At 50.3% G+C, this 23,350-nt stretch carries 21 protein-coding genes and 1 riboswitch; of the genes, 10 read left to right on the forward strand and 11 right to left on the reverse strand.

All coding sequences use genetic code 11. The annotated features are described in order from the left end of the window. Positions 1-70: 70 nt before the first annotated feature. Genes LVQ77_RS15135 through LVQ77_RS15155 form a run of 5 tightly spaced genes read left to right on the forward strand, consistent with a single transcriptional unit; the run spans position 71 to position 7,944 of the window. Positions 71-1,591: a type I restriction-modification system subunit M gene (locus LVQ77_RS15135; protein WP_232904966.1), complete on the forward strand. Its 1,521-nt coding sequence runs from the start codon at positions 71-73 to the stop codon at positions 1,589-1,591. After that, positions 1,584-2,798 (forward strand): restriction endonuclease subunit S, encoded by a 1,215-nt coding sequence (locus LVQ77_RS15140; RefSeq protein ID WP_232904840.1) that lies wholly within the window; start codon positions 1,584-1,586, stop codon positions 2,796-2,798. Before LVQ77_RS15135 ends, LVQ77_RS15140 begins: the two co-directional genes overlap by 8 nt. Positions 2,799-2,837: 39 nt before the next feature. Then, a complete protein-coding gene (locus LVQ77_RS15145) occupies positions 2,838-3,884 on the forward strand; it encodes a virulence RhuM family protein (RefSeq protein WP_232904841.1) in 1,047 nt (348 codons plus the stop codon). A gap of 1 nt (position 3,885) precedes the next feature. Continuing rightward, on the forward strand, positions 3,886-7,167 hold the full coding sequence (locus LVQ77_RS15150) for a type I restriction endonuclease subunit R (protein WP_232904842.1): 3,282 nt from the start codon (positions 3,886-3,888) through the stop codon (positions 7,165-7,167). Positions 7,168-7,176: 9 nt separating this feature from the next. Next, positions 7,177-7,944 (forward strand): M48 family metallopeptidase, encoded by a 768-nt coding sequence (locus tag LVQ77_RS15155; RefSeq protein ID WP_232904844.1) that lies wholly within the window; start codon positions 7,177-7,179, stop codon positions 7,942-7,944. Between the two features lie 82 nt (positions 7,945-8,026). Here LVQ77_RS15155 and rhaM read toward each other — a convergent pair whose 3' ends face one another. The 5 genes from rhaM to rhaB all read right to left on the reverse strand — a co-directional run bounded on the left by rhaM (position 8,027) and on the right by rhaB (position 13,150). Further along, positions 8,027-8,341 carry an L-rhamnose mutarotase gene (gene rhaM, locus LVQ77_RS15160; RefSeq protein WP_134185738.1) on the reverse strand — a complete coding sequence of 105 codons (315 nt, stop codon included), beginning with the start codon at positions 8,339-8,341 and terminating at the stop codon, positions 8,027-8,029. After that, positions 8,338-9,486, reverse strand: a complete 1,149-nt coding sequence (fucO, locus tag LVQ77_RS15165; protein WP_151993715.1) for a lactaldehyde reductase — start codon at positions 9,484-9,486, stop codon at positions 8,338-8,340. The genes rhaM and fucO overlap by 4 nt, the downstream gene beginning before the upstream one ends. A gap of 11 nt (positions 9,487-9,497) precedes the next feature. Next, complete coding sequence (gene rhaD, locus LVQ77_RS15170) at positions 9,498-10,322, reverse strand: rhamnulose-1-phosphate aldolase (RefSeq protein WP_232904846.1); 825 nt, start codon at positions 10,320-10,322, stop codon at positions 9,498-9,500. Positions 10,323-10,421: 99 nt separating this feature from the next. Continuing rightward, the gene (gene rhaA, locus LVQ77_RS15175) at positions 10,422-11,681 is read right to left on the reverse strand and encodes an L-rhamnose isomerase (RefSeq protein ID WP_232863838.1); all 1,260 of its coding nucleotides are present in this window, start codon (positions 11,679-11,681) and stop codon (positions 10,422-10,424) included. After that, a complete protein-coding gene (gene rhaB / locus LVQ77_RS15180) occupies positions 11,678-13,150 on the reverse strand; it encodes a rhamnulokinase (RefSeq protein ID WP_232904848.1) in 1,473 nt (490 codons plus the stop codon). Before rhaB ends, rhaA begins: the two co-directional genes overlap by 4 nt. 300 nt (positions 13,151-13,450) lie before the next feature. On the opposite strand from rhaB, the gene rhaS reads away from it, so the two are divergent. Continuing rightward, on the forward strand, positions 13,451-14,287 hold the full coding sequence (gene rhaS / locus LVQ77_RS15185) for an HTH-type transcriptional activator RhaS (protein WP_232904850.1): 837 nt from the start codon (positions 13,451-13,453) through the stop codon (positions 14,285-14,287). A 74-nt stretch (positions 14,288-14,361) separates the two neighbouring features. Next, complete coding sequence (gene rhaR / locus LVQ77_RS15190) at positions 14,362-15,237, forward strand: HTH-type transcriptional activator RhaR (RefSeq protein WP_232863840.1); 876 nt, start codon at positions 14,362-14,364, stop codon at positions 15,235-15,237. A gap of 95 nt (positions 15,238-15,332) precedes the next feature. Here rhaR and rhaT read toward each other — a convergent pair whose 3' ends face one another. Beyond that, entirely contained in the window at positions 15,333-16,367 is a 1,035-nt protein-coding gene (gene rhaT / locus LVQ77_RS15195) for an L-rhamnose/proton symporter RhaT (RefSeq protein WP_151993721.1), read from the reverse strand. A gap of 227 nt (positions 16,368-16,594) precedes the next feature. Then, positions 16,595-18,016, reverse strand: a complete 1,422-nt coding sequence (locus tag LVQ77_RS15200) for an L-fucose/L-arabinose isomerase family protein (RefSeq protein WP_232904852.1) — start codon at positions 18,014-18,016, stop codon at positions 16,595-16,597. 398 nt (positions 18,017-18,414) lie between these two features. Between LVQ77_RS15200 and sodA the strand changes: the two genes are divergently transcribed. Further along, positions 18,415-19,035, forward strand: coding sequence for a superoxide dismutase [Mn] (sodA, locus tag LVQ77_RS15205; protein WP_120065883.1), 621 nt, complete (start codon positions 18,415-18,417; stop codon positions 19,033-19,035). A 70-nt stretch (positions 19,036-19,105) separates the two neighbouring features. Continuing rightward, positions 19,106-19,780, forward strand: coding sequence for a 6-hydroxyaminopurine reductase (gene yiiM, locus LVQ77_RS15210; RefSeq protein WP_232904854.1), 675 nt, complete (start codon positions 19,106-19,108; stop codon positions 19,778-19,780). Between the two features lie 64 nt (positions 19,781-19,844). Here yiiM and cspE read toward each other — a convergent pair whose 3' ends face one another. The 4 genes from cspE to LVQ77_RS15230 all read right to left on the reverse strand — a co-directional run bounded on the left by cspE (position 19,845) and on the right by LVQ77_RS15230 (position 21,816). Then, positions 19,845-20,057 (reverse strand): transcription antiterminator/RNA stability regulator CspE, encoded by a 213-nt coding sequence (cspE, locus tag LVQ77_RS15215; RefSeq protein ID WP_232904856.1) that lies wholly within the window; start codon positions 20,055-20,057, stop codon positions 19,845-19,847. Between the two features lie 268 nt (positions 20,058-20,325). Next, a complete protein-coding gene (locus LVQ77_RS15220; protein ID WP_232904858.1) occupies positions 20,326-20,664 on the reverse strand; it encodes a hypothetical protein in 339 nt (112 codons plus the stop codon). Between the two features lie 14 nt (positions 20,665-20,678). Then, the gene (locus LVQ77_RS15225; RefSeq protein ID WP_232863845.1) at positions 20,679-20,948 is read right to left on the reverse strand and encodes a hypothetical protein; all 270 of its coding nucleotides are present in this window, start codon (positions 20,946-20,948) and stop codon (positions 20,679-20,681) included. 157 nt (positions 20,949-21,105) lie between these two features. Next, entirely contained in the window at positions 21,106-21,816 is a 711-nt protein-coding gene (locus LVQ77_RS15230; RefSeq protein WP_232904860.1) for a DUF3053 domain-containing protein, read from the reverse strand. A 315-nt stretch (positions 21,817-22,131) separates the two neighbouring features. After that, positions 22,132-22,226: riboswitch (guanidine-I (ykkC/yxkD leader) on the forward strand. Positions 22,227-22,286: 60 nt separating this feature from the next. Between LVQ77_RS15230 and LVQ77_RS15235 the strand changes: the two genes are divergently transcribed. Then, on the forward strand, positions 22,287-23,342 hold the full coding sequence (locus tag LVQ77_RS15235) for a putative urea ABC transporter substrate-binding protein (RefSeq protein ID WP_232904862.1): 1,056 nt from the start codon (positions 22,287-22,289) through the stop codon (positions 23,340-23,342). Positions 23,343-23,350: the final 8 nt, after the last annotated feature.

The following is a 23,350-nucleotide window of genomic DNA, read 5'->3' on the forward strand; positions in this document are numbered from 1 at the left end:
CTTTTTGGTTCTGCGTTACGAAGCCCATCCTGTATCATTGCGGCAGAGCAATCATAAGGACAACGTAGTGATGAACGAAAAAGTCAGTCAGGACAGCATCAACAAAGCATTATGGTCAGTGTGCGATACCTTCCGTGGCACCATCAGCGCCGACACCTACCGCGATTTTATTCTTACTATGCTGTTTCTGAAGTACATTTCGGATGTCTGGCAAGACCATTACGACAGCTATCAAAAAGAGCATGGCGACGAACCAGAACTGATTAACGAGCTGATGAAAAACGAGCGTTTCGTTCTGCCGCCGGATGCCAGTTTTTACGCGCTGTACGAGCGCCGCTTCGAGGCGGGCAATGGCGAGCGCATCGACCAGGCATTGCATGCCATTGAAGAAGCCAACGGCACCAAACTAAAAGATTCCGGTAAAAGCGTGTTCCAGGACATCTCTTTTAACACCGACAAGTTAGGTGAAGAAAAGCAGAAGAACACTATTCTGCGCCAGGTGCTGGAAGACTTCGCCAAACCTGAGTTAAACCTGAAACCAAGCCGCGTCGGTTCGCTTGATGTGATCGGCAACGGTTACGAATATCTGATTAAAAACTTTGCCTCTAATGGCGGGCAAAAAGCCGGTGAGTTCTATACCCCACCGGAAGTTTCCGACTTGCTGGCTGAACTGTTAGACCCGCAGCCAGGCGATACCATTTGTGACCCAGCCTGTGGTTCTGCTTCGCTGCTGATGAAATGTGGCCGCAAAGTGCGTGAAAACCACGGCGGTAAAAACTATGCGTTGTATGGCCAGGAAGCGATTGGTTCCACCTGGTCGTTCGCCAAAATGAACATGTTCCTGCACGGCGAAGACAACCATAAAATCGAGTGGGGCGACACCATTCGCAACCCGAAAGTACTCGATAAAAACGCCAACCTGATGCTGTTTGATATCGTGACCGCTAACCCGCCGTTCAGCCTGGATAAATGGGGCCATGAAGACGCCGCCAACGATCATTTTGGCCGTTTCAGCCGTGGCGTACCGCCAAAAACCAAAGGCGATTACGCGTTTATTCTGCATATGATTGAAACGCTGAAACCCAAGAGTGGGCGTATGGGCGTGGTGGTGCCGCACGGCGTGCTGTTCCGTGGCTCCACAGAAGGCAAAATCCGCGAAAAACTGATTGAAGAAAACCTGCTGGATGCTGTCATCGGCCTGCCGGAAAAACTGTTCTTCGGCACCGGTATTCCGGCGGCGATCCTTATCTTTAAGAAAGAGAAAGTTGACGATAACGTGCTGTTTATCGACGCCAGCCGCGAGTTTAAATCCGGCAAAAACCAGAACCAACTGAGCGATGAGAACATTGCCAGAATCGTTAAAACTTACCGCGATGGCGATAACGTGGAGAAATACGCCTATCTCGCCAGCCTGCAAGAGATCCGCGATAACGACTACAACCTGAATATCCCACGCTATGTCGATACTTTTGAGGAAGAAGAGGAGATTGATTTAATGGCGGTACGTGCCGAGCGCGTCAAGTTAAAAGAAAAGTTAGACGCGCTGGAAGTGGAGATGGCGGGGTATCTGAAGGAGTTGGGTTATGAATAAGGTGCCTGAGGGGTGGGAAAGGAAATATCTAAAAAATATCTTATCTGATGGTATTAAAAATGGTTATTCCCCCAATCCAGCAGAGACTGAAACTGGTTATTGGGTGTTGGGATTAGGAGCTTTAAGTGATAATGGTTTTAATGTTGCAGGAATTAAGCCAGTACACCCCGCAGATAAGGTACTAGCCAGTAAGCTAAGTGTTGATGATTTTTTAATTAGCCGCTCGAATACACCAGATAAAGTGGGTCGCTCGATACGATTCCGAGGTGAGGTTGTGAATTGTTCATATCCCGACCTTATGATGCGATTTAGAATTAACCCCAACTTGGCAAATATTGATTTTATTGAGCATGTTTTAAAAGCACCACTTACACGGCGATATTATAAAGATAGCGCAGCAGGAAGTAGTAGCTCTATGGTAAAAATCAATAAATTAACTGTTGAAAAGACTCCTCTGAACTTACCCTGCCTGGCAGAGCAGAAAAAAATCGCCAAAATCCTCTCAACTTGGGATAAGGCTATATCGACTACAGAACAGTTAATTGTCCATAGTCAGCAGCAGAAAAAGTCATTAATGAAAAAATTGCTGACGGGAACTATAAGATTTAAAGAATTTATTGAGCCATGGATGCAAGTTAAACTTAGTGATGTTTCTACAATGAACAGTGGTGGTACGCCACTGTCATCTGTTGCTAAATATTATGATGGTGATATTCCTTGGGTATCTATTGCTGATATGACAAAACATGGAAAATGGATATCAAAAACTCAGAAAAACATTACAACTTTGGGTTTAGAGAATAGCACTGCTCGTTTGTATCCAAAATATACAATTCTATATGCAATGTATGCTTCAATTGGAGAGTGCAGTATCGCCAATACCGAACTGGCCTCATCTCAAGCAATATTAGGAATTCAAACAGCTAAAGAACTTAATTATTTGTATCTTTACTATTACCTTTCCTCCTTGAAAGAAAAAATAAAGCTACAAGGGCAGCAAGGTACACAAGCTAATTTGAATGCCGGAATGGTTAAAGCATTTGAACTCAAACTTCCCCCACTTACCGAACAACAAAAAATAGCCCAAGTCCTGACCACCGCCGACCGTGAAATAGAACTGCTGCAACAAAAACTCGCAGGCTTAAAACAAGAAAAACAGGCGCTGATGCAGCAGTTATTAACCGGAAAACGGCGCGTGGTGGTGTAACACCACGCGCCCTGCGTACCCTACAAAAAGGACATTGTTATGACGAACTCATCTCTAACTCCTGCCCCGGATGGGGAGTTTGTTCTGTTTCAGTCAGCGGATGGCAAGGTACGTTTAGAGTGCCGTTTTGCATCAGATTCGCTTTGGTTATCCCAGGCGGCAATGGCTGATTTGTATCAGGTTACGCCGCAGGCAATAACCCAACATATCCGCGCGGTTTATGACGAAGGGGAGCTTGAACAAAGTTCAACCTGTAAGGATTACTTACAAGTTCAAACCGAAGGTGCAAGGCAGATCCAGCGCAAGATTCGTCATTACAATCTGGGGGTTATCCTCGCGGTCGGCTACCGTGTGCGCTCAACCCGCGGCACGCAGTTCCGCCAGTGGGCCACGCAAACCCTGCAAGAATACCTGATTAAAGGCTTCGTCATGGATGACGAACGCCTGAAGAACCCGCCGGTTGGTAAATCTGTGGTGCCTGATTATTTCGACGACATGCTGGAACGCATTCGCGATATTCGTTCCAGCGAGCGGCGCGTCTATTTGCGGGTGCTGGATATTTTCACCATGGCAGCGGATTACCGACCTTCTACTAAAGAAACCACACAATTCTTTCGCGTCATTCAAAACAAACTGCATTACGCCAGCACAGGTTTAACCGCCGCCGAGTTGATTGCTAAACGCGTGGATGCCAGCCAGCCGAATATGGGATTAACCAGTTTTAAATATGATGAAGTGCGCCGTACCGATGTCACGATTGCCAAAAACTATCTCAATGAAACGGAAATTGACGAACTGAACCGCATTGTTTCAATGTGGCTGGACTTTGCTGAAGACCAGGCAAAACGGCGCAAACAAGTATTCCTGCGCGACTGGCAGACCAAACTCGATCAGTTTCTGGCATTTAATGACCGCGAAGTCCTTCAGCATTCCGGTTCCGTCAGCAAAAAAGAGGCGGATGAGAAAGCGCAGCAAACCTTTGAAGATTTCGCCCAACGTCGCCGTCGCCTGAAAGAAGCGGAAGGCGAGCGTATGAATATTGAAGTTTTGCGAACCATCGCCAGCAAAGAGAAAAAAGGCCACTAAGATGAACCAACTCCCGCCGAAATTTAAGGAAGAGTACAGCGCCAAACTTCCGGCGCTGGTGCTGCTCACCAGCATGGGGTGGTCTTTTCTCACGCCAACCGAAGCGCTGGCGGCGCGTAATGGGAAATACGATGAAGTGGTGCTGCGCAATGAACTGCGCAGCCAACTGGCGAAACGCCGCTTCAGCTTTGCAGGCAAAACACATCCACTGTCAGAAAAATCTATCGATAACCTGATTAACGAAGTGTGCAGCCCGGCGCTAAACGAAGGGCTGAAAACCGCAAACGAAAAGCTCTATAACCACCTGCTGTACGGTATTTCAGTGACGGAGTTCGTCGGGAATAAAAAAGTCAGCACAACGGTGGCGCTGATTGACTGGCACAACGAAGCCAATAACAGCTTCCTGTTCAGCGAAGAATTTACCGTGGCGCGTTCATCGGGCGTCGGGCATCGCCGCCCTGATATCGTCTGCTTTGTAAACGGTATTCCGCTGGCGGTCATTGAAGCCAAACGGCCAGACAGCCACGCCAAAAAAGGTCCGACTATCGACGAAGGGGTTTCCCAAAGCCTGCGCAATCAGCAAGTTGACGAGATCCCTCGCCTGTTTGCCTACAACCAGTTGCTGCTGTCGATAAACGGCATTGACGGGCGCTATGCTACATGTGGCACTCCGCAGAAATTCTGGGCGGTGTGGAGCGAAGAAGATATTAGCCATGCGCAGATGTATGCGCTGAAAAACAAAGATCTTTCCTCCCACCAGGTGAATGCCCTGTTTACCCATCGCAAAGCGGAGTACCTGGAGTGGTACAAAGCCTGGCGCGCGGGCGGCGAGCTGGCTGTAAGTGGGCAGGATAAGTTACTGATAAGCCTGTTATCACCTGCACGTTTACTGGAAATGACACGCCTCTTCACCCTGTTCGATAAAAAAATCGGCAAACTGGTGGCACGTTATCAGCAGGTGTTTGGCATCAAGCGCTTGATTGAGCGTATCAGCCAGAAACGTTCCGACGGCGGGCGTGAAGGCGGCGTTATCTGGCATACCACCGGTTCGGGAAAATCGTTCACCATGGTGATGCTAAGCCGCGCACTATTGATGGTTGATGAGCTGAAAAAGTGCCGCATTTTTGTTGTGACGGACAGAACCGATCTGGAAACTCAAATTAGTAACACCTTCGCATCGGGCGGCGAGCTTTCCGGCAAAGACGACCACAAATTAGCGATGGCGACCAGCGGCCATCGTCTGGCGAAACAAATCAGTAAAGGCACCGAGCGTATTATTTTCTCGCTGATCCACAAATTTAATTCCGCCACGCGGCTACCTGAATGCGTTAACACCAGCGCGGATATTATTGTGCTGGTCGACGAAGGTCACCGCAGCCAGGGCGGAGAAAATAATATTCGTATGCAGCAGGCGCTGCCGAATGCAGCATTTGTGGCCTTTACCGGCACGCCGCTACTGAAAGACGATAAAACCACCAATAAATTTGGCCCGATTGTTCATGCCTACACCATGCAGCGCGCAGTAGAAGATGGCACGGTCACGCCACTGTTGTATGAAGAGCGCAAGCCGGATTTAGACACCCACTCACGCGCTGTTGATAAAGGTTTTGAACGCATTACCGCCGGTCTTTCTCAGGAACAAACCACTGACCTGAAGAGAAAATTCACCCAAAAGGGGCTGATTTATCAGTCTGATAATCGTATTGAGATTATCGCGCAGGATATCGCCGATCACTTCAGCAAAAACATCAAAGATAATCTCAGAGGGCAACTGGCCTGCGACAGCAAAACATCGGCTATCAAGTATAAAAAGTATCTCGATAAAGCCGGGCTGTTCGAGTCTGCCATTGTCATGAGCCCACCGGATACCCGCGAGGGCAATACCGACACTGAAGAGGAGTCGATGCCTGAAATCAGCCAGTGGTGGAAAAAGAATGTCGGTACCACTGATGAGAAAGTGTATACCCGTCAGTTAGTCGAGCGTTTTGCAAGCGAAGGTGATTTGAAAATGCTTATCGTGGTGGATAAGTTACTCACCGGTTTTGATGAGCCGAAAAACACCGTGCTTTATATCGATAAGCCTTTGAAAGGCCATAATTTGATTCAGGCAATCGCCCGCGTCAACCGCCTACATCCTGATAAGGATTTTGGCTTGTTGATTGATTACCGGGGGATTCTGGCCGAGCTGGATACCACTATCGCAAAGTATCAGGACCTCGCTGCGCGAACCCAGGGCGGCTACGATATTGACGATCTTACCGGGCTTTATCGGGCAATGAGCACCGAGTATAAGCGTTTGCCACAGCTGTATAAAAACCTGTGGGCGATTTTTAAAGAGGTCAAAAATACCCATGACCACGAGCAAATGCGCCAGGTTCTGGTGCCTAAAATGGAAATGCGTGATGGCGAGCTGGTAGATGTGAATCTAAAAGTAAGGGAAGACTTTTATCAGGCACTCTCTGAATTTGCTACTTGTATGAAAGTCGCCCTGCAATCTGCCACGTTCTTTGAAGATAAAACCTTTAGTGAGGCAGACCGCGAGCATTACAAAGTGACCTTGCGGGAATTTATCTCTTTACGCCAGTCAGCAAAACAGGATGCTGGCGAAACGGTCGATTACGATAAATACGCTGATGAAATAAAAAAACTGCTCGATAAACATGTTATTGGCGTTGAAGTGCGCGAGCCGGATGCCAAGTATGAAGTCAATAAGATGGGCAAACACACGCAGCCAGAAGAGTGGTCTGAAGATAAAACTCGCAACGAAACTGATATTATTAAAACGCGGGTGACCAAAATGATTGAACAAGACCTGCGTGACGACCCGTATGCCCAGCAAGCCTTTTCTGTTTTGCTGCTCAAAGCGATAGAAGAAGTGGAAAGCTTGTTTGACCATCCGCTGAAAGAGTATCTGTTGTTTAGCGAATTTGAAGATCGCGTGAAAGCACGAACGCTGGATACCATCCCCAATCTCTTTCACGGCAACCATCATGCGCAGGCGTATTACGGCGTGTTTATGAAAATTTTGCCGCATGTTTTCGCGGTCAATGATGAACAGGTACAAGGCAAATGGGCGGGGCTTGCTTTTAAAATTGATGAGTTGGTGGAAAAGTCGGTCACGGAAAACTCGATTAATCCACAGAATATCGAGGCTGATATTCGCAAGAAGCTGCTGCCGATGATGTTCCAGGAGTGCAAAGCAATTGATGGTGGGATGGATCAGGCAAAATCCATTGTGGAAATGGTGGTGCAAATTACCCGTGTCGGACTTAGCGGTATTTAAGGGGACAAGATGAGCGTCAGAATTCCTCGTACTGTGATAGAAGCCAATCGCCCTGCACTATCATTCTGGTATGGCGATGAACCGATTCGTTTCGAACGAGTAGGTCGCAGTAGCCAAAAATCGCAGGTACTGATTAAAGTCCATCCTGACTGCCGGATTCAGGTTGCAGCCCCTCAGTCAGCCAGCGATGAAGAAGTGGTTCAGGCGGTAAAAAAACGTGCCCGTTGGGTTTGGCTACAACTGCGTGGTTTCCAAAAACAGCTGGAACACATTACCCCTCGTCGTTATATCAGCGGTGAAAGCCATTATTATTTGGGCAAACAACATATGCTCAAAGTTATTGAAAGTGAGGGTGAAATACCCCGTGTGAAGCTACTGCGTGGCAAGTTAGAGGTTATCGTGCGTCAGCGCGATCCACACGTCGTGTGCCAATTGCTGGATAAATGGTACCGGCAGCGCGCCAGAGAAGTTTTTGCTCGCAGGCTTAATGTCATGATGGAACAAGCTCTATGGGTGGAAAAGTTACCGCCATTGCGTGTTCAGGCGATGCAAACACAGTGGGGAAGTTGTTCACCTTCGGGGCGCATCACGCTCAATCCACATCTGGTTAAAGCTCCGCGAGAATGTGTTGATTACGTGATCTTGCATGAGCTTTGCCATATTGCAGAACACAATCACAGCGAGCGCTTTTATCGCCTGATGAATCAGGTCATGCCGGGATGGGAGAAGGTTAAAGTCAGACTCGATAATATGGCAAACCGACTCCTTTCGGCATAAACGACAGCGGCTCGCTAGTTTGTTACGCCAGGAAACGCCACGCTTCCCCACTTTTACTGGTTCCGCGTAGCGTCTTTGGTGATTACTCCAGATAAAACACTTCTTTCAGCTCCGCACTCACCGGGCTGTTGTCGGCATTGCTCGGCATAATCTCGCTCATATGCTTCCACCAGCGCTGGCAAACTTCCGTTTGTGCGACAGCATTCCAGCGGGTTTCAGACTCAATCTCTACCGTGGCAAAAAGTAGGTGGCGTTGTGCATCAAGATAAATAGCGTAGTGATGAGCACCGTGCTGTTTAAGTACCGCTTCCAGCTCTGGCCAAATCGGCGTATGGCGACGTTGATATTCTTCATGAGCATCCGGGTTTACCTGCATCACAAAAGCTTTGCGGATCATAACGCCTCCAGATACAGCTCGCGCACTTCCTCACGGGTTGCCACGCGTGGATTACATGGCGCACATGGGTCAGCCAAAGCGTTATCCAGCCAACCTTCGATATCTGTGGTTTGAATTCCAAGCTGGCTAAAGCCAGATGGAATGCCGACGCGAGTAGAAAGCGCACGAATCGCCAGAATTGCCTCAAAGCTGGCTTCTTCTTCGTTCATATCCTGAGTATTGACTCCCATCGCTGCGGCAACTTTTGCAAAACGTGCAACGGCTTTCGGGCGGTTAAAAGCTTCAATAATTGGCAGTAAAATCGCGTTGCAAACACCGTGCGGCAGGTTGTGCGTGGCACCCGGTTGATGGGCCAGCGCATGTACCAATCCAAGGCCTGCGCTGTTAAACGCCATACCTGCCAGGTATTGCCCGTAAGCCATCATTTCACGCGCTTCAAGGTTATGACCATCGTCGACTGCTTTCGGCAACCACTGGCTAATCAGGCGGATAGATTCCAATGCGTTAGCATCAGTTAACGGATGCGCGGCAACGGAAACATAAGCTTCAATGGCGTGAGTTAACGCATCCATACCTGTTGCAGCAGTGACACTTGCCGGAATATCGAGCATTACGCTTGCATCATCCACAGCAATATCCGGGATGAGGTTAGTGTCGATAATCACTTCTTTTACATGGCGCACAGAATCGGTGATGACGGCGTTACTGGTCATCTCTGCCGCCGTTCCCGCAGTGGTGTTAATCGCCACCAGCGGAACACCAGGGTTAGTGACTTTGCCAACGCCCGAATAAGCGGTTGATGGACCTGGGTTTGCAGTCAGGATCTTCACCGCTTTGGCAGTATCGATTGGACTGCCGCCACCGAAGGCAATCAGGTAGTTACAGTTGGCAGCCTGATAAGCGGCAAAGCCTTTTTGCACCAGTTCTTCGGTCGGGTTCGGGAACACTTCATCAAACAGTTCATAAGAAAGCTGATGCTCATCAAGCGCGCTAAACAGGCTGTCTAGCAAGCCCATTTTCACCAGTTGCCCGTCAGTAATGATTAACGCTTTTCCCCACGGTTTGGCGGCAATCAATTTCACCATATCGCCGATGGCACCTGCGCCGTGAAGGCTGATTTTTGGTAAGGCCAACATAAAGCTCATCGTCATGTTCCTTATAGTTCTAAAGCGCTTGCTAACGGGGTGACGCCAAAACGTTTACCAAGAGCGATAAGCTCGTCACGACTGATGGTTTGTTTCATGCCGCCCATGGAAATGACTTTTACCAACACTTCGGCAGACTTCTCGGCTGTGTCGATAAGACCGAATGCCTCATCAAGCGTTGGGCCACTACCGAATACCCCGTGGAACGGCCACAGCACCAGCGAGTGTTTTGCCATTTCACCTGCGGTCGCGTTGCCAATTTCATCGGTACCCGGCACCATCCACGGCAGAATGCCGACGCCGTCCGGGAATACGACTAAGCACTCAGTGCTGCCTTCCCACAGTTTGCGGGTGATGACGTCGGTTCTATTTTCCAGCACGTAGGTCAAGGCAATCAGGTTGGTGGCGTGGCAGTGCATGATCACGCGGTCTTTCCCGCCGGTAGTTTTGATACGCACACTGTGTGACTGGAAATGCGCCGCCAGCTCAGATGTTGGCACAGCTTCGTTTTCCAGGCCCCATAAGATGTGGTAGCCGGTACCCCGGTTGTCGACTTTCACCACGCCGATATTTGCCGCCGGATCAAGTTGCACATTGCGGAAGAATTTTCCTGAACCAGTGACGATAAATGGCGTGTTAGCCAGTTCAGGCATTGGCTGGCTTAATGAGATGTAACGCGGTGCGGCGTGGAAATCAGCCTGGAATGGCGCGATATCGGCTTCATCCAGGCGCATGGTAATGTTGCCGCCATTGCGCTCGTCCCAACCTTTCAGCCAGGCATCGCTGGTTACTTTGATCATGCCTTCTACAAACCAGGCGTTGAGGATGTTCTGCATAGTCTTGTGTTCCTGTTATTCGTCTGGCAGATGGCTCTGCCCTACGTTCGATAATAAGTAGTAGGGTGGATAAGCGAAGTGTCATCCACCGTTAAGTCGTTAAGCGCGTTTGCTCAACACGTCTTTTTCATAGCTGCGTACTGTTTTCAGCCACTGGGCATCAACCGGCGTGTCGTTGCGCTGGCAGTACATTTCCCACACCGCCGCCCACGGCAGGGATTTTTGCTCTTCGAGTAACGCCAGGCGCGCGGTGTAATCACCTTCAAGTTCCAGCTGGCGCAGCGTCTCGGTTGGCTCGAGCAGCGCGCGTAGCATGGCTTTCTTCATGTTGCGCGTACCGATAACCCAGGCGGCGATACGGTTGATTGAGGCATCGAAGAAATCCAGGCCAATATGAACGCGGTCGAACAGGTCATTGCGGATAATCTCGCTGGCAATGGCCTGAGTTTCGTCGTCCAACAGCACGACGTGGTCGCTGTCCCAACGCACCGGACGGCTTACGTGTAGCAGCAGGCGCGGCACATACAACATGGCGCTGGAGATTTTGTCGGAGATGACTTCGGTTGGGTGGAAGTGACCGGCATCCAGACACAGTGCGGTCTGGCGGCTGGTTGCGTAACCAAAATAAAACTCGTTAGAGCCGACGGTGTAGCTTTCCGCTCCAATGCCAAACAGCTTGCTTTCTACCGCGTCGATATGGTGCTCAGGGTTAAGTTTTTCGCTCATCGCTTCATCAAGAGCGGCGACTAAACGCTGGCGCGGGGCCAGGCGGTCGACGGTGATGTCTTTCATGCCGTCCGGGATCCAGATGTTCATCACCGACGGCGTGCCGAGTTGTTCGCCGAAATACGCAGAAATTTTGCGGCTGGCTTTCACGTGGTCAATCCAGAACTGGCGGATTTCATCGTTAGCATGGGACAGCGTAAAACCGTCGGCACTGAGCGGGTGCGAGAAGCAAGACGGGTTAAAATCCAGACCCAGTTTGTTGGCTTTCGCCCATTCCACCCAGTTTTTAAAATGCTCTGGTTTGATTTTGTCGCGGGAAACCGGTTGTTCAGACTCCAGATAAATCGCGTGCAGGTTCAGGCGTTTTGGCCCAGGAATCAGGCTTAATGCACGTTCCAAATCCGAGCGTAATTCGGTGGCACTGCGTGCTTTACCTGGGTAGTTCCCCGTGGCCTGAATCCCACCGCTCAGCGCACCTTCCGGGTTTTCAAATCCGGCAACGTCATCGCCCTGCCAGCAGTGCATAGAAACCGGTAAACGATCGAGCTGTTGCAGTGCGGTTTCAACATCAACACCGACAGCAGCAAAGCGCTGTTTTGCCAGTTCCCAGGCTTGATCAAGAGGTGTGGTCATGCGCAAAACTCCTTACTTGTTTGAATGTTGAGCTGAAACTGCGCGATGTGGCGAGCAATTTCGCTATCTAATTGAGGGGTAAAAGATTTCAGTTCGTAGCTGGCGGCGACAATTTTGCGGAAGTCGTCGACATCAGTAATTTCGTCCAGCGCCATTAACTGGCAGCCAATATTGCCAAGCGTTGAAGCTTCAATCGGTCCGGCGAAAACAGGAATACCGCAGGCATCGGCACAAAGTTGGTTAAGCAAGGCGTTCTGGCTACCGCCGCCAACAATGTGCAGGCAGCTAAACGGGCGGCCACGGACGGCGGCCAGTTCTTGCAGAGTTTTGGCATACAGCAGCGCCAGGCTGTCGAAAATACAGCGCGCCAGTTCGTTGTCGGTGAACGGCACCGGTTGGTTGCTTTCGCGGCACGCAGCCTGAATTTCGCGGCTCATGCTTTCCGGGTTAATAAAACGATCGTCGTTCGGGTTGATCACAAAACGGCAGGCAGCGGTTTTTTGAGTGCGATCGATCAGATCGGGTAGATCGGTGATCCCCAATTCTTTGGTCACGCGCTGCAAAAGCCACAGCCCCATAATATTTTTCAGTACCCGGTAGCGCCCTTCTGCACCGCCTTCATTAGTGATGTTTGCGGCTAACGCAGCACTGTTGGCGTAGGGGGTTTTGCTCTCAAAGCCCATTAACGACCAGGTGCCGGATGAGAGATATGCCGCGTCTTTGTCTTTGAGCGGCGCACCAATGACCGCGCTGGCGGTATCATGCGTGGCAACGGAAACCACCGGGATTTTGTTGCCTTCGCGGCAAACCCATTGGCCGATAACATTGCCAGGATGCGTCGGCTTGCCGAACCATTTATGCGGCACGCCCGCCCAGTTGAGCAGCGTTTCATCCCAATTGTCGCTGTTGATATTCACCAGTTGTGTGGTGGTAGCGTTGGTGTATTCCCAGTTGAGCGCACCGGTCAGCCGGAAGCAGAAATAGTCCGGGATCAGCAGCGCATGTTCGACGTTATCGATAAGTTCTGGCTGCTGCTCCACCAGCGCACGCAATTGATAAAGCGTGTTGAATGGCATGAACTGGATGCCCGTACGACGGTAAATCTCGTCACGGCCAAGTTGATTTAGCGCGGTGTCCATCACCCCATCGGTGCGGCTGTCGCGGTAAGAAACTGGCTGCCCAACGCGATTACCGTCGCAACCAACCAGCACGTAATCCACACCCCAGGTGTCGATGCCGATGCTGTCGATGGCGATGCCTTCGTCGCAGGCTTTTTGCAGGCCGGTACGGATTTCACCTTCAAGCGCATCGACGTCCCAGACGGTTGAACCATCGATCTGTTTTAAGCAGTTGGTAAAACGATGAATTTCACGCAGACAGATGCTGCGGGTTTCACGTTCAAAGCGTGCCAGCATGACACGGCCGCTTGATGCGCCCAGGTCTACCGCAACACTATGGCGTAGAGTCATTTTGGGGGTCCTTGCTAAATGAATTGCCCCCACTCTAAAAAGTTACGCTGTCGTGCACCTTCTCGACACTGACAGCGCCAATCAGCCGTTGGCAAAAAGGCAAAGGTGAACGTGAGTGATGTCACATATTCGTGTTTATCACCCCTAAAACCGCCCTGTGACGCCCTCCGCATTTCCTGATAATTCCCGGCCTTTCTTAAAAAACGAACAGTTTTTAGCTAGTTTTGTGTCGAAACTTTAAGGTGCTGATGAGAAGCGTTATCTACTATCGAGCTACTTTAAATGAGCCTGGGGGTAATGATGACGATATTGCATGGTTTTGATTTTTTCCCATCTGGACATTCATCCGTGGCGATTGAGCCGCGTTTACCCCAGCCCGCATTCCCGGAACACCATCATGATTTTTATGAGATTGTTATCGTAGAACACGGTACTGGAACGCATGTTTTTAATGGTCAACCGTATACGTTGAGCGGGGGCTCCGTCTGTTTTGTGCGTGACCACGACCGCCATTTGTACGAACAGACCGAAAACCTCTGCCTGACCAATATTCTGTATCGTGCACCCGATGCGTTTTGCTTTTTGTCCGGGCTCGATAAGCTGCTGCCACAGGAGCAGGACGGCAATTATCCATCCCACTGGCGCGTGAACCAGCCGGTGTTGCAACAGGTTCGCGGTTTGATTGAAAAGTTTGAACAGATTGGTGAAGCAGCGGATACCCACGCCGTCGCTAACCGTGAAATTCTGTTTATGCAACTGCTGGTGTTGCTACGCAGAGGCAGCATGATGGAAGGTGCTACCAACTCGGAAAGCCGCTTAAACCAACTAATGGCGTGGCTTGAAGACCATTTCGCCGAAGATATATGTTGGGAGCAACTGGCCTCGCAATTCACCCTTTCCCTGCGCACGCTGCATCGCCAGTTAAAACAGCAAACCGGCATGACACCGCAGCGTTATCTCAACCGTTTACGCCTGATGAAAGCCCGTCACCTGCTGCGCCACGGCGAGGAGAGCGTAACGGATATCGCCTTCCAGTGCGGGTTTGGCGACAGTAACCATTTTTCGACGCTTTTTAAGCGCGAGTTTTCCTGGTCCCCGCGTGAGATTCGCCAGGGGCGCGACACACAACTTCAGTAATCGCGAAGGCAATCACCGTTTTTTTAGCCAAAAAAGCCAATACTTTCTGATTGTTCTGGTTTTGAGGTATTGCTGTGGCGGGTCATTTAGTTCTCAAAAAAGCAGATTTTTTCGCCTCCACCGTACAACCCGTAGCGGTGGCCGACCGCTATCCGCAAAACGTCTTTGCCGAACATACCCATGATTTCTGCGAGCTGGTGCTGGTGTGGCGCGGCAACGGCCTGCACGTACTGAACGACCGCCCCTATCGCATCACCTGCGGCGACCTGTTTTATATTCGCGCCGAAGATCGCCACAGCTACGAATCGGTTAACGGCCTGGTGTTGCATAACATTATCTATTGCCCGGAACGGCTGAAGCTCAACGTCGACTGGAGCGAACTGCTGGATAACGCGGCAGCTTCTGGAAAAGACCCGCGCTGGCGTTTGAGCAGCCATGGCATGGCGCAGGCACGCCAGTTAATTGGCCAACTGGAACACGAAAGCGTGAAGCCCGATGCGCTGTCGTTGTGTTTGACGGAAAGCCTGTTTCTGCAGCTGTGTATTCTGCTGCGTCGCCACCGTTACAAATCTCAGGATGCCGCCGGGCCAGACAGCAACGAAACCCTCGATTTATTGATGGCTGCGCTTGGGAAAAGCCTCAACACGCCTTTTGAACTATCGCAATTTTGCCAGCAGCATCAGCTGGCAGAGCGCTATTTGCGACAGTTTTTCCGCCAACAAACCGGCATGTCCATCAGTCAGTATTTACGCCAGCTAAAGATTTGCCAGGCGCAGGATTTATTGCGCCATAGCGAGCTGTTGATTGGGGATATCGCCACACGGTGCGGCTTTGAGGACAGTAACTACTTTTCAGTGGTGTTTACTAAGGAGACGGGGATGACGCCACGGATGTGGCGTCAACGATACACGCTTCAATTGGATACCCTAAATAATTCAAGTTGTAGGTAGGCGGCAAAGGAACTTATCCCCAGGAGCTTACTAAAGTAAGTGACTGGGGTAAGTGAGTGCAGCCAACAACCCTGTGACTTGAAGTATGACGGGTATTACGCAGCCATACCAAGGCCGACGATGTTTGCCGCAATGATAATGACGACACAACCGATGCTCAGTACACCAACAGGCTTTCTACCTGCTGACTTCCACTCTTTCATGATCAAGCCAACCAAACCGCCGCACAGCACGTAGAAACTCATGTGCAACATCCAGCTCATGTAGTCGTATTGCGCAGGAATTTTGGCGTGGCCCCAGGCGTAGAAGAAGAATTGCAGATACCACATCAAACCGGCAAGGGCTGCGAAAAGCACGTTGCTGATGATCAGCGGTTTTGCCAGTGAGAAGTCGGCTTTTATCGACAAGCTCTGCATTTTGGCCAGACGAATGAAGCAGTAGCCAAGGTTAATTACCGCGCCGCCACCCATAATGATGACGTAACTCGGCAGCGCGACATACAGTGGGTCAACGCCCAATGCTGCTGCGGCCTCATGCATCGGTTTTGCGGCGTCCATCGCAAAAGACATACCCGCCGAGAAGATGCCGCACATTACCGCTAGTATCAGCCCTTTTTTCAGGTTGAACTCTTCGGCTTTAATGCCCATTTTGCGTTCTTTAAGTTGCCCTGCGCGGGTGACAATCGCCACGCCCACCAGTGCCACCAAAACGCCCAGCAGTGTCATGCGCCCGCCAGGTGTGCCGATTAAAACATCAAATTTTCCGGCAATAATTGGCGTCATTAACGTACCGACAATCAGCGTGATACCAATTGCGATGCCAATGCCCATCGACATGCCGAGATAGCGCATCGTCAGGCCGTAGTTAATGTTACCAATGCCCCACATCGCACCGAACAGGAAGACTGGCAGCAGGGTTGAAGCGTTAAACGAACCGTAGTAAGCCCAAAAATCAGGAAGCAAAATGTAGCTGACCAGCCATGGCAGGATTATCCACGAGACGAAACCGCCAACGGCCCACATGGTTTCCCATGACCAATGCTGTACTTTCTTAAAAGGGGCGTAAAAGCAGGCGGCGCTTGCAGCACCCACCAGATGCCAGATTATCCCCATTGTTATTGCGTTACTCATTTTCTATCCCTCTGTTTTAGCCAAAAACGCAGGGGTGACAACTGGCAACCCCAATGCCATTGAGTCTAAAGAGTGAACAATGGGCGAACCTTCTACGTGCTGCCGTCGCAGGGATAAAACTGGCAAAATTCAGGGGGTAGGATTGATGGGCATCACAGTTCTTTATATCCCTTCAACCTGTTTTTGTAGGGTGGATAAGCGGTACGCGTCATCCACCATTTCTCGGATTAACAGATTTTCACGCTCTGTACGCCAAGCAGCCAGGCGAGTTTTTCCAGAACCTCACCCTGATGCCCAAGACCAATTGCACAATGATGAGCTGGCCCGCCGAGGCACCATTGGGTGGTGAAATCACGAGCATTTAACGGGAAACGGTAGCGGCTGTTGGTGTTGCCGATATCCAGCACTTCGCCCGGCACGGCTTCACCTTCGGCGTACTGCAAACGCACACCGTTTTGTGCATCCTCAACAATAGAAAGGAAAGTTACCGGGCCGGGTTTCACCGTCATCTGAATCGACACGCCTTTGCCCGGTTTGCCGTGATAAACCGGCAGAGGAACAAGGCACACATCTCCTTCGGCCATTAGCGGATGCGCCGGGCCATCATGTCCCCAGAGCACTACATCATCTTTAAACTCAATGCCATAAGGTTCCGAAAACGAGCCACCCGCCCCCAGAAGTTGCTGGATTTTCATTGCCAGTACGTTTTTGATCTCATACTCCCCGGCGACCGGAACGCCGCGCTGAGTCAGCAGCGTGTTGCCGAGAATAATTGAAGTAATTATGTTCTCGTAAGCGTTGCAGTTGCGTCCTTCGTAGTAATAGGCCAGCGCGCCGAGGCGGTTGTTTTCGATGAGTTTGTCCATTGCACAGGCGGTTTGCACCGCGCGTTCCAGTTCGACCTTTTCACAAGACGGATCGATTTGCAGCGAGGATTCAACTTCCTGCCATTTTTGTGCGCAGGTCTCAGGCGTGACTTGCTCGCGATATTCCGCCAGTTCGCACATTTCAAGCGGTTTGAAACGCACGCCGAGTCTGGCACTCAGATTGGTCATGTTGCTGTAAACATCTACCATGCCATCGTAATAGTGACCCAGAACGCCCACCTGGCAAGCAGACAACCCTTTTTGTACTTCCAGCGCCTGTAGCCATTGCGAGGTTTGCTCCCAGACATAGTCATCACCTTGTAATGCACCAACGATAAGTTGATAACGAATACCTGCGCGATTAAATACGTTCGCCAACTCTGGTGCGCTGCACGCCTGGCAATGAGCAAGCCACTCACCGGTACGTTGACCGCGATCGGTCATGTCACGGATTTTGGCGTAGGGCAAACCTGGCTCCGGTTGCAGCGCCAGGATAATCACCGGCTTATTTATTTTTTGCACCAGCGGCAGCACGGTTGAGCTAAGCGCGTAAGTGCTGATGTAAAGCACAATGGCATCGACCGGCTGGCTTTGGAGTTGCGTAGCAAACGTATCTGCATTGGCGACGCTATCAATCAGCCCACCGTTAATGACCGTGGCGTTAAGCGTTGTGAGGCGTTGGTCAATGTGCTGCAAATAGTCCGTCAGGCGTTGTTCGAGGCCCGAAAACTGTGGCCAGTAAGTATCAAGGCCAATACCGAAAAGGGCGATATTAAGCGACATAAGGATGCTCCTGCGTATGAAGAAACGCTGACTATCACCCTAATTTTTCCGTACTGCCTTTGCCGCAATGCCAGTTTCTGAACAGCGTGGCAAAAAACGATTTATCCACCTGACAACGCTCACATTTTCGCCATCATGCCAAAAAGTTATAACCTTATAAAAACTACGGCATTGATAATCATTTTCAATATCATTTAATTAACTATAATGAACCAACTGATTACGCGGCGTTAACAGCTTGTTCGCCGTTCGATAATATCCCTAAGACCTTCGAGTTACAGGAAGGCGGCAAGTGAATGAGTCCTGATGAGCTTAGTAAACTAAGTGATTCAGGTGAGTGAACGCAGCCAACGCATCTGCAGCTTGAAGGGGGACGGGTATAAATGGAGATGATGAATATGAGTTATACACTGCCATCCCTGCCTTACGCATACGACGCCCTGGAACCACATTTCGACAAACAAACGATGGAAATCCATCACAGCAAACACCACCAGGCGTACGTAAACAACGCGAATGCAGCGCTGGAGTCTCTGCCAGAGTTCGCAAGCCTGCCTGTTGAAGAGCTGATCGCTAAACTGGATCAACTGCCGGCAGACAAAAAAACCGTTCTGCGTAACAACGCAGGCGGCCACGCTAACCACAGCTTCTTCTGGAAAGGCCTGAAAACTGGCACCACTTTGCAAGGTGATCTGAAGGCAGCCATCGAGCGTGATTTCGGTAGCGTTGATAACTTCAAAGCTGAATTTGAGAAAGCAGCAGCAACACGTTTCGGCTCCGGCTGGGCGTGGCTGGTTCTGAAAGGCGACAAACTGGCTGTTGTTTCTACTGCAAACCAGGACAGCCCTCTGATGGGCGAAGCGGTCGCTGGCGTTTCTGGCTTCCCAATCGTGGGTCTGGACGTTTGGGAACACGCTTACTACCTGAAATTCCAAAACCGTCGCCCTGACTACATCAAAGCATTCTGGGATGTGGTGAACTGGGACGAAGCAGCAGCACGTTTTGCCGCTAAAAAATAAGTTGCATTGCAGCTGACGAGAGGCGAGCCTGATGGCTCGCTTTTTTTATGTCTGTTGCAGGGAGGTTCAGATGCACTATTCGCTAAACGTTTATATCGGCAAAATTCGTGAATATCAGGGCAGTAGGCCGAGTGCTATCGCCAAATATCAGGTCGATGGTGAACTTAAACTCACCGAACTGGGCCTTGAAGGCGATCAGCAGGCTGAAAAAGTTATTCATGGCGGGCCGGATCGCGCGTTATGCCACTACCCACGTGAACATTATCTTCACTGGGCGCGTGAATTCCCCGAACAAGCTGAGCTTTTCACCGCTCCTGCCTTCGGTGAAAACTTATCGACCGAAGGCCTGACAGAAAAAGATGTCTATATCGGCGATATTTTCCGTTGGGGAGAAGCGTTGATTCAGGTCACGCAACCGCGCTCACCCTGCTTCAAGCTGAATTACCATTTTGGCATTAACGATATGTCTTCTTTGATGCAGGAAACAGGTTATTGCGGCTGGCTTTATCGAGTCGTAATGGCAGGAAATGTATCGACGGAATCACCGCTTGAGCTGGTTTCTCGCGTTAGTGATGTGACGGTCGCAGAAGCGATTGCGACAGCATGGCATATGCCATTTGATGATGAGCAGTATCACCGGTTACTTTCGGCTGCGGGGCTATCCGTGAGCTGGACACGGACCATGCAGAAACGGCGACTGCTGGGGAAGATCGAAGATAATTCCCGAAGACTTTTTGGGAAATAAACCCCAGATACGAAAAAACCCGCCGAGGCGGGTTTTTAAATTCTTAGCTTTGCTAACGTTAACCTTACAGGTTAGTTACGTTACCAGCAGCTGGGCCTTTAGCACCACTTTCGATGGTGAAAGACACTTTCTGGCCTTCGTCCAGAGACTTGTAGCCATCAATCTGGATAGCAGAGAAGTGTACGAACACGTCTTTTGAGCCATCGTCAGGAGTGATGAAGCCGAAGCCTTTGTCAGAGTTGAACCATTTTACGAGACCAGTCATTTTGCTAGACATAGATATTACCTTTTAAATTAAATTTGCCTTCCGGCGCAATTGGAATGTTTTACAGATTTTTTAAAGCGATAAAGGAAGGTAGATCACGTCGAAGGGTATCTATGATAACTCTTTGAGGACTGCGCTACTAAACTGCTTAAGGGTCTGTGCTTCAAACCGATGAATGCATTAACTCATATAACAGCAGTGAATAACAAGGTTTATTTTAGCCGTCCGAAGGGCTGGAGCTCAGGCCATCTGCGGTCTGGACGCTCAGAGTAGGGGTAACTCAGTAAATAACATTGTGGCGATAGAGCGCCGATTCGAAATCTTCCTTCATGCTTGCATAGAGTAAAATGCCGATTTCAGAATGGTTGCTGTCATCATAAAAACAACGATACTCATTTTCCACATCCAGCCACTCACGAATCCTGACACCTTTGTCCGCGAGAGTACCGTTTATACGATATCGGCTTGGGTCCTCTAAAATAGCCGCAACCGAACGTAACAACAGCGATTCAATGAACGTTCCCGCAGCTTCCACACCGATAAATTGTGACTTAAAGAATTCAATATCCTGGAGGCTTTTCACCGCAGTTTCGGTAAGTACAATGCTGTGTTCCTTCACTTTATACTCCCTGTTTATTTCCTTGCGGAACGGAGTCGTTGGAGGGCCGCTTCAGGCAAAACCGTTTTCCCTTCTGTCACCTCGAGCTTAGCCTTCATCACCAGTTTTAATAGCGCGTTGCTCTGGCGCTCACGTAGGCGTTCAGCCTCTTCCAACTGGCGCTCTGCCGCTGTCTGAACAAAGAGTTCCGCGACACCGTTTTTCGTGACGTAAACGCCGCCTTCAAAAAGCTCAGGGTTGCTTAACCCTTCTCGGGCAGTCTTTTGGGACATTGTATTTGGCATGAGAACTCCTCATAACGGACAGTTAATGACGAGTTTATGAACAGCATCAGGTGGTGTCAAATTTATGACAAATTTGTACCCTGGGTAGGAATTAAGCGCGGATGTGGAATGCTAAAGCGGGAGAATATTCCCCGTCTTTCGACGGGGAAAACTGCAATTACTGCATTGAAGTTTGAGCGGCTGAATAAGCCTGCATAAACGCCTGATGCTGTGAAGTCAGCGGAGCAATCAGCGAGTTGTACTGGCTTGCCTGCTGTGAGGTTGGGAACTGAATGCCACCTGCAGTAAAGCCAACTTGAGTGCCCTGCTGCTGGATGAAGTTACCCACTTGCACCAGTTGTGCTGTGAAAGTTTGTGCCGCAGGGATCAGTGGAGCCATAGCGTCTGCCGGAGCAGTAACCACTTTCTGATAAACCTTGTCGTAAACAACTTTCAAATCGTCAGGCTGCTTTAAGGTGGAACGAGCGCTGTCTGCCTGCATTTTGGCATTCTGCACTTGTTGGCCTAACACGTTCAGTGAACCGTTAGCCTGGCTCAGAGGTTCGCGCTGAGTCATATAATCTTGTGGTACACGAATGCTGTTTACGCTGTCAGCGACTGGCTTCATGCCGTCATCCATTGCCTGGTTTACCTGTTGGGCAAAGCCATACAAAATCGCGTAATCAGAAACCAGTGGACCAAATTGCTTTTTCTGATCGGTTGTCAGCGTTGGCAGGCGTTCACCGCTGCGCATCGCTGTGTTTTGTAAGAAATCGATAAACGCTTTACGTTGATCGCCTTCTTTATCAAAACAGCCACTCAGACTCACCACCATTAAAATTGCCGCAAGCGGCGCAAACCAGCGTGACCAGGACTTACCTGTCGCCATCTTTTCTACTCCTTCACCATTCAATGCAAATACGCAAATGCGCACCCAATAATGCTGCTAAGGATAGTCCAACCTGACTTTGCAAGATACCCTTTCACAACAATCTCTTTCAGGCAGATTTGCGCTGAAATGGTGCATTTTCATACGCTACTCTGCACCTTATTGGCACATTTCCCTTCAATTGTGCACACCCCTAAATGTAGGTTAATCCTCTGTAATAAATAGATAAATTATCTATTTTTCACACCTGGCATTCATCTTGCTGATATCTGGATGCAGGGGTGATACGGGCAACCGATGTCGCCATACAATTTGGTAATGGATCACTAGGGTTCCGGTCGAAAGATGCTGGTCCGAGAGTGATCGACCGCCCTCTGGCGGTTACACGGCGGGACAAAAGCCCGGGAGGATAAGCGACCATTGAGCGCCGCCCTCCTGCACCTTTTTCCGCAACCGTCAGAGGAACCACCATGCTTAAAGCTTGCCACCGTGGAATCTTGTTTGCCGCAATCGCGCTGTTTAGTGTCAGCAGCTTTGCCGCAAAACCCTCGTTTAAACTCTGCTGGTCTATCTACGCAGGCTGGATGCCGTGGGATTACGCCCAACAAAGCGGCATCGTCAAAAAATGGGCCGACAAATACGGCATCGATATTAAATTTGTGCAGGTTAACGACTATATCGAATCGGTGAACCAATACACCGCCGGAGGGTTTGACGGCTGCACCATGACCAACATGGACGCGCTGACCATTCCGGCCGCTGGCGGCGTCGACAGCACCGCACTGATTATTGGCGACTACTCCAACGGTAATGACGGCATCCTCTCTAAATCCGCAAAATCTATTGCCGAATTAAAAGGCCAGCCCGTTAACCTGGTCGAGCTTTCTGTTTCACACTATTTACTGGCTCGCGCGCTGGAAAAATCAGGCCTGAGCGAGCGTGATGTGAAGGTGGTGAACACCGCCGATGCGGATCTGGTCGCGGCATTTACCACGCCGGACGTGAAATCTATCGTCACCTGGAACCCGCTGTTAGCCGAAGCGCAAAAACAGCCCAACGCCAAACTCCTGTTCTCCTCCGCCCAAATCCCCGGCGAAATTCTCGACCTGTTGGTGGTGAACACCGAAACCCTGAGAGCCCACCCGGAACTCGGCAAAGCGCTGACCGGAGCCTGGTTTGAAACGCTGAAAGTCATGCAGGGAGAATCGGAAACTGCCAAAACCGCTCGCACGCAAATGGGCCAGGCCGCAGGCACCGATTTAGCCGGGTTCGACGCCCAGCTCGCCGCCACGCATTTATTCAGCGACCCGAAACTGGCGCTCGATTTCACCGACAGCCCACAACTGAAAACCACCATGCAGATGGTTGCCGAGTTCTCCTTTAAACACGGCTTATTGGGCGATGCCGCGCCGTCTGCCGACGTCGTCGGTGTGGCGACACCGGCCGGAAACTGGGGCGATACCAACAACACCAAACTGCGTTTCACCGATGAGTTTCTTCACCTCGTCGTGAGCAACGCGCTGTAAACCGGAGG

The sequence above is a fragment of the Buttiauxella cochleicola genome (assembly GCF_021282435.1).
In the GTDB taxonomy this organism is placed as follows: Bacteria; Pseudomonadota; Gammaproteobacteria; order Enterobacterales; family Enterobacteriaceae; genus Buttiauxella; species Buttiauxella massiliensis.

Bases quoted from the DNA above. Each gene is read 5' to 3' on its own strand.
- rhaB (WP_232904848.1), bottom strand. From the start codon at position 13,150: ATGACTCTACGCCATAGTGTTGCGGTAGACCTGGGCGCATCAAGCGGC.
- LVQ77_RS15200 (WP_232904852.1), bottom strand. From the start codon at position 18,016: ATGTCGCTTAATATCGCCCTTTTCGGTATTGGCCTTGATACTTACTGG.
- fucO (WP_151993715.1), bottom strand. From the start codon at position 9,486: ATGAGCTTTATGTTGGCCTTACCAAAAATCAGCCTTCACGGCGCAGGT.
- LVQ77_RS15230 (WP_232904860.1), bottom strand. From the start codon at position 21,816: ATGGCGACAGGTAAGTCCTGGTCACGCTGGTTTGCGCCGCTTGCGGCA.
- LVQ77_RS15150 (WP_232904842.1), top strand. From the start codon at position 3,886: ATGAACCAACTCCCGCCGAAATTTAAGGAAGAGTACAGCGCCAAACTT.
- LVQ77_RS15135 (WP_232904966.1), top strand. From the start codon at position 71: ATGAACGAAAAAGTCAGTCAGGACAGCATCAACAAAGCATTATGGTCA.
- LVQ77_RS15225 (WP_232863845.1), bottom strand. From the start codon at position 20,948: ATGCCAAATACAATGTCCCAAAAGACTGCCCGAGAAGGGTTAAGCAAC.
- LVQ77_RS15235 (WP_232904862.1), top strand. From the start codon at position 22,287: ATGCTTAAAGCTTGCCACCGTGGAATCTTGTTTGCCGCAATCGCGCTG.
- yiiM (WP_232904854.1), top strand. From the start codon at position 19,106: ATGCACTATTCGCTAAACGTTTATATCGGCAAAATTCGTGAATATCAG.
- rhaM (WP_134185738.1), bottom strand. From the start codon at position 8,341: ATGATCCGCAAAGCTTTTGTGATGCAGGTAAACCCGGATGCTCATGAA.
- LVQ77_RS15155 (WP_232904844.1), top strand. From the start codon at position 7,177: ATGAGCGTCAGAATTCCTCGTACTGTGATAGAAGCCAATCGCCCTGCA.
- LVQ77_RS15140 (WP_232904840.1), top strand. From the start codon at position 1,584: ATGAATAAGGTGCCTGAGGGGTGGGAAAGGAAATATCTAAAAAATATC.
- rhaT (WP_151993721.1), bottom strand. From the start codon at position 16,367: ATGAGTAACGCAATAACAATGGGGATAATCTGGCATCTGGTGGGTGCT.
- LVQ77_RS15145 (WP_232904841.1), top strand. From the start codon at position 2,838: ATGACGAACTCATCTCTAACTCCTGCCCCGGATGGGGAGTTTGTTCTG.
- rhaD (WP_232904846.1), bottom strand. From the start codon at position 10,322: ATGCAGAACATCCTCAACGCCTGGTTTGTAGAAGGCATGATCAAAGTA.
- sodA (WP_120065883.1), top strand. From the start codon at position 18,415: ATGAGTTATACACTGCCATCCCTGCCTTACGCATACGACGCCCTGGAA.
- rhaA (WP_232863838.1), bottom strand. From the start codon at position 11,681: ATGACCACACCTCTTGATCAAGCCTGGGAACTGGCAAAACAGCGCTTT.
- cspE (WP_232904856.1), bottom strand. From the start codon at position 20,057: ATGTCTAGCAAAATGACTGGTCTCGTAAAATGGTTCAACTCTGACAAA.
- rhaS (WP_232904850.1), top strand. From the start codon at position 13,451: ATGACGATATTGCATGGTTTTGATTTTTTCCCATCTGGACATTCATCC.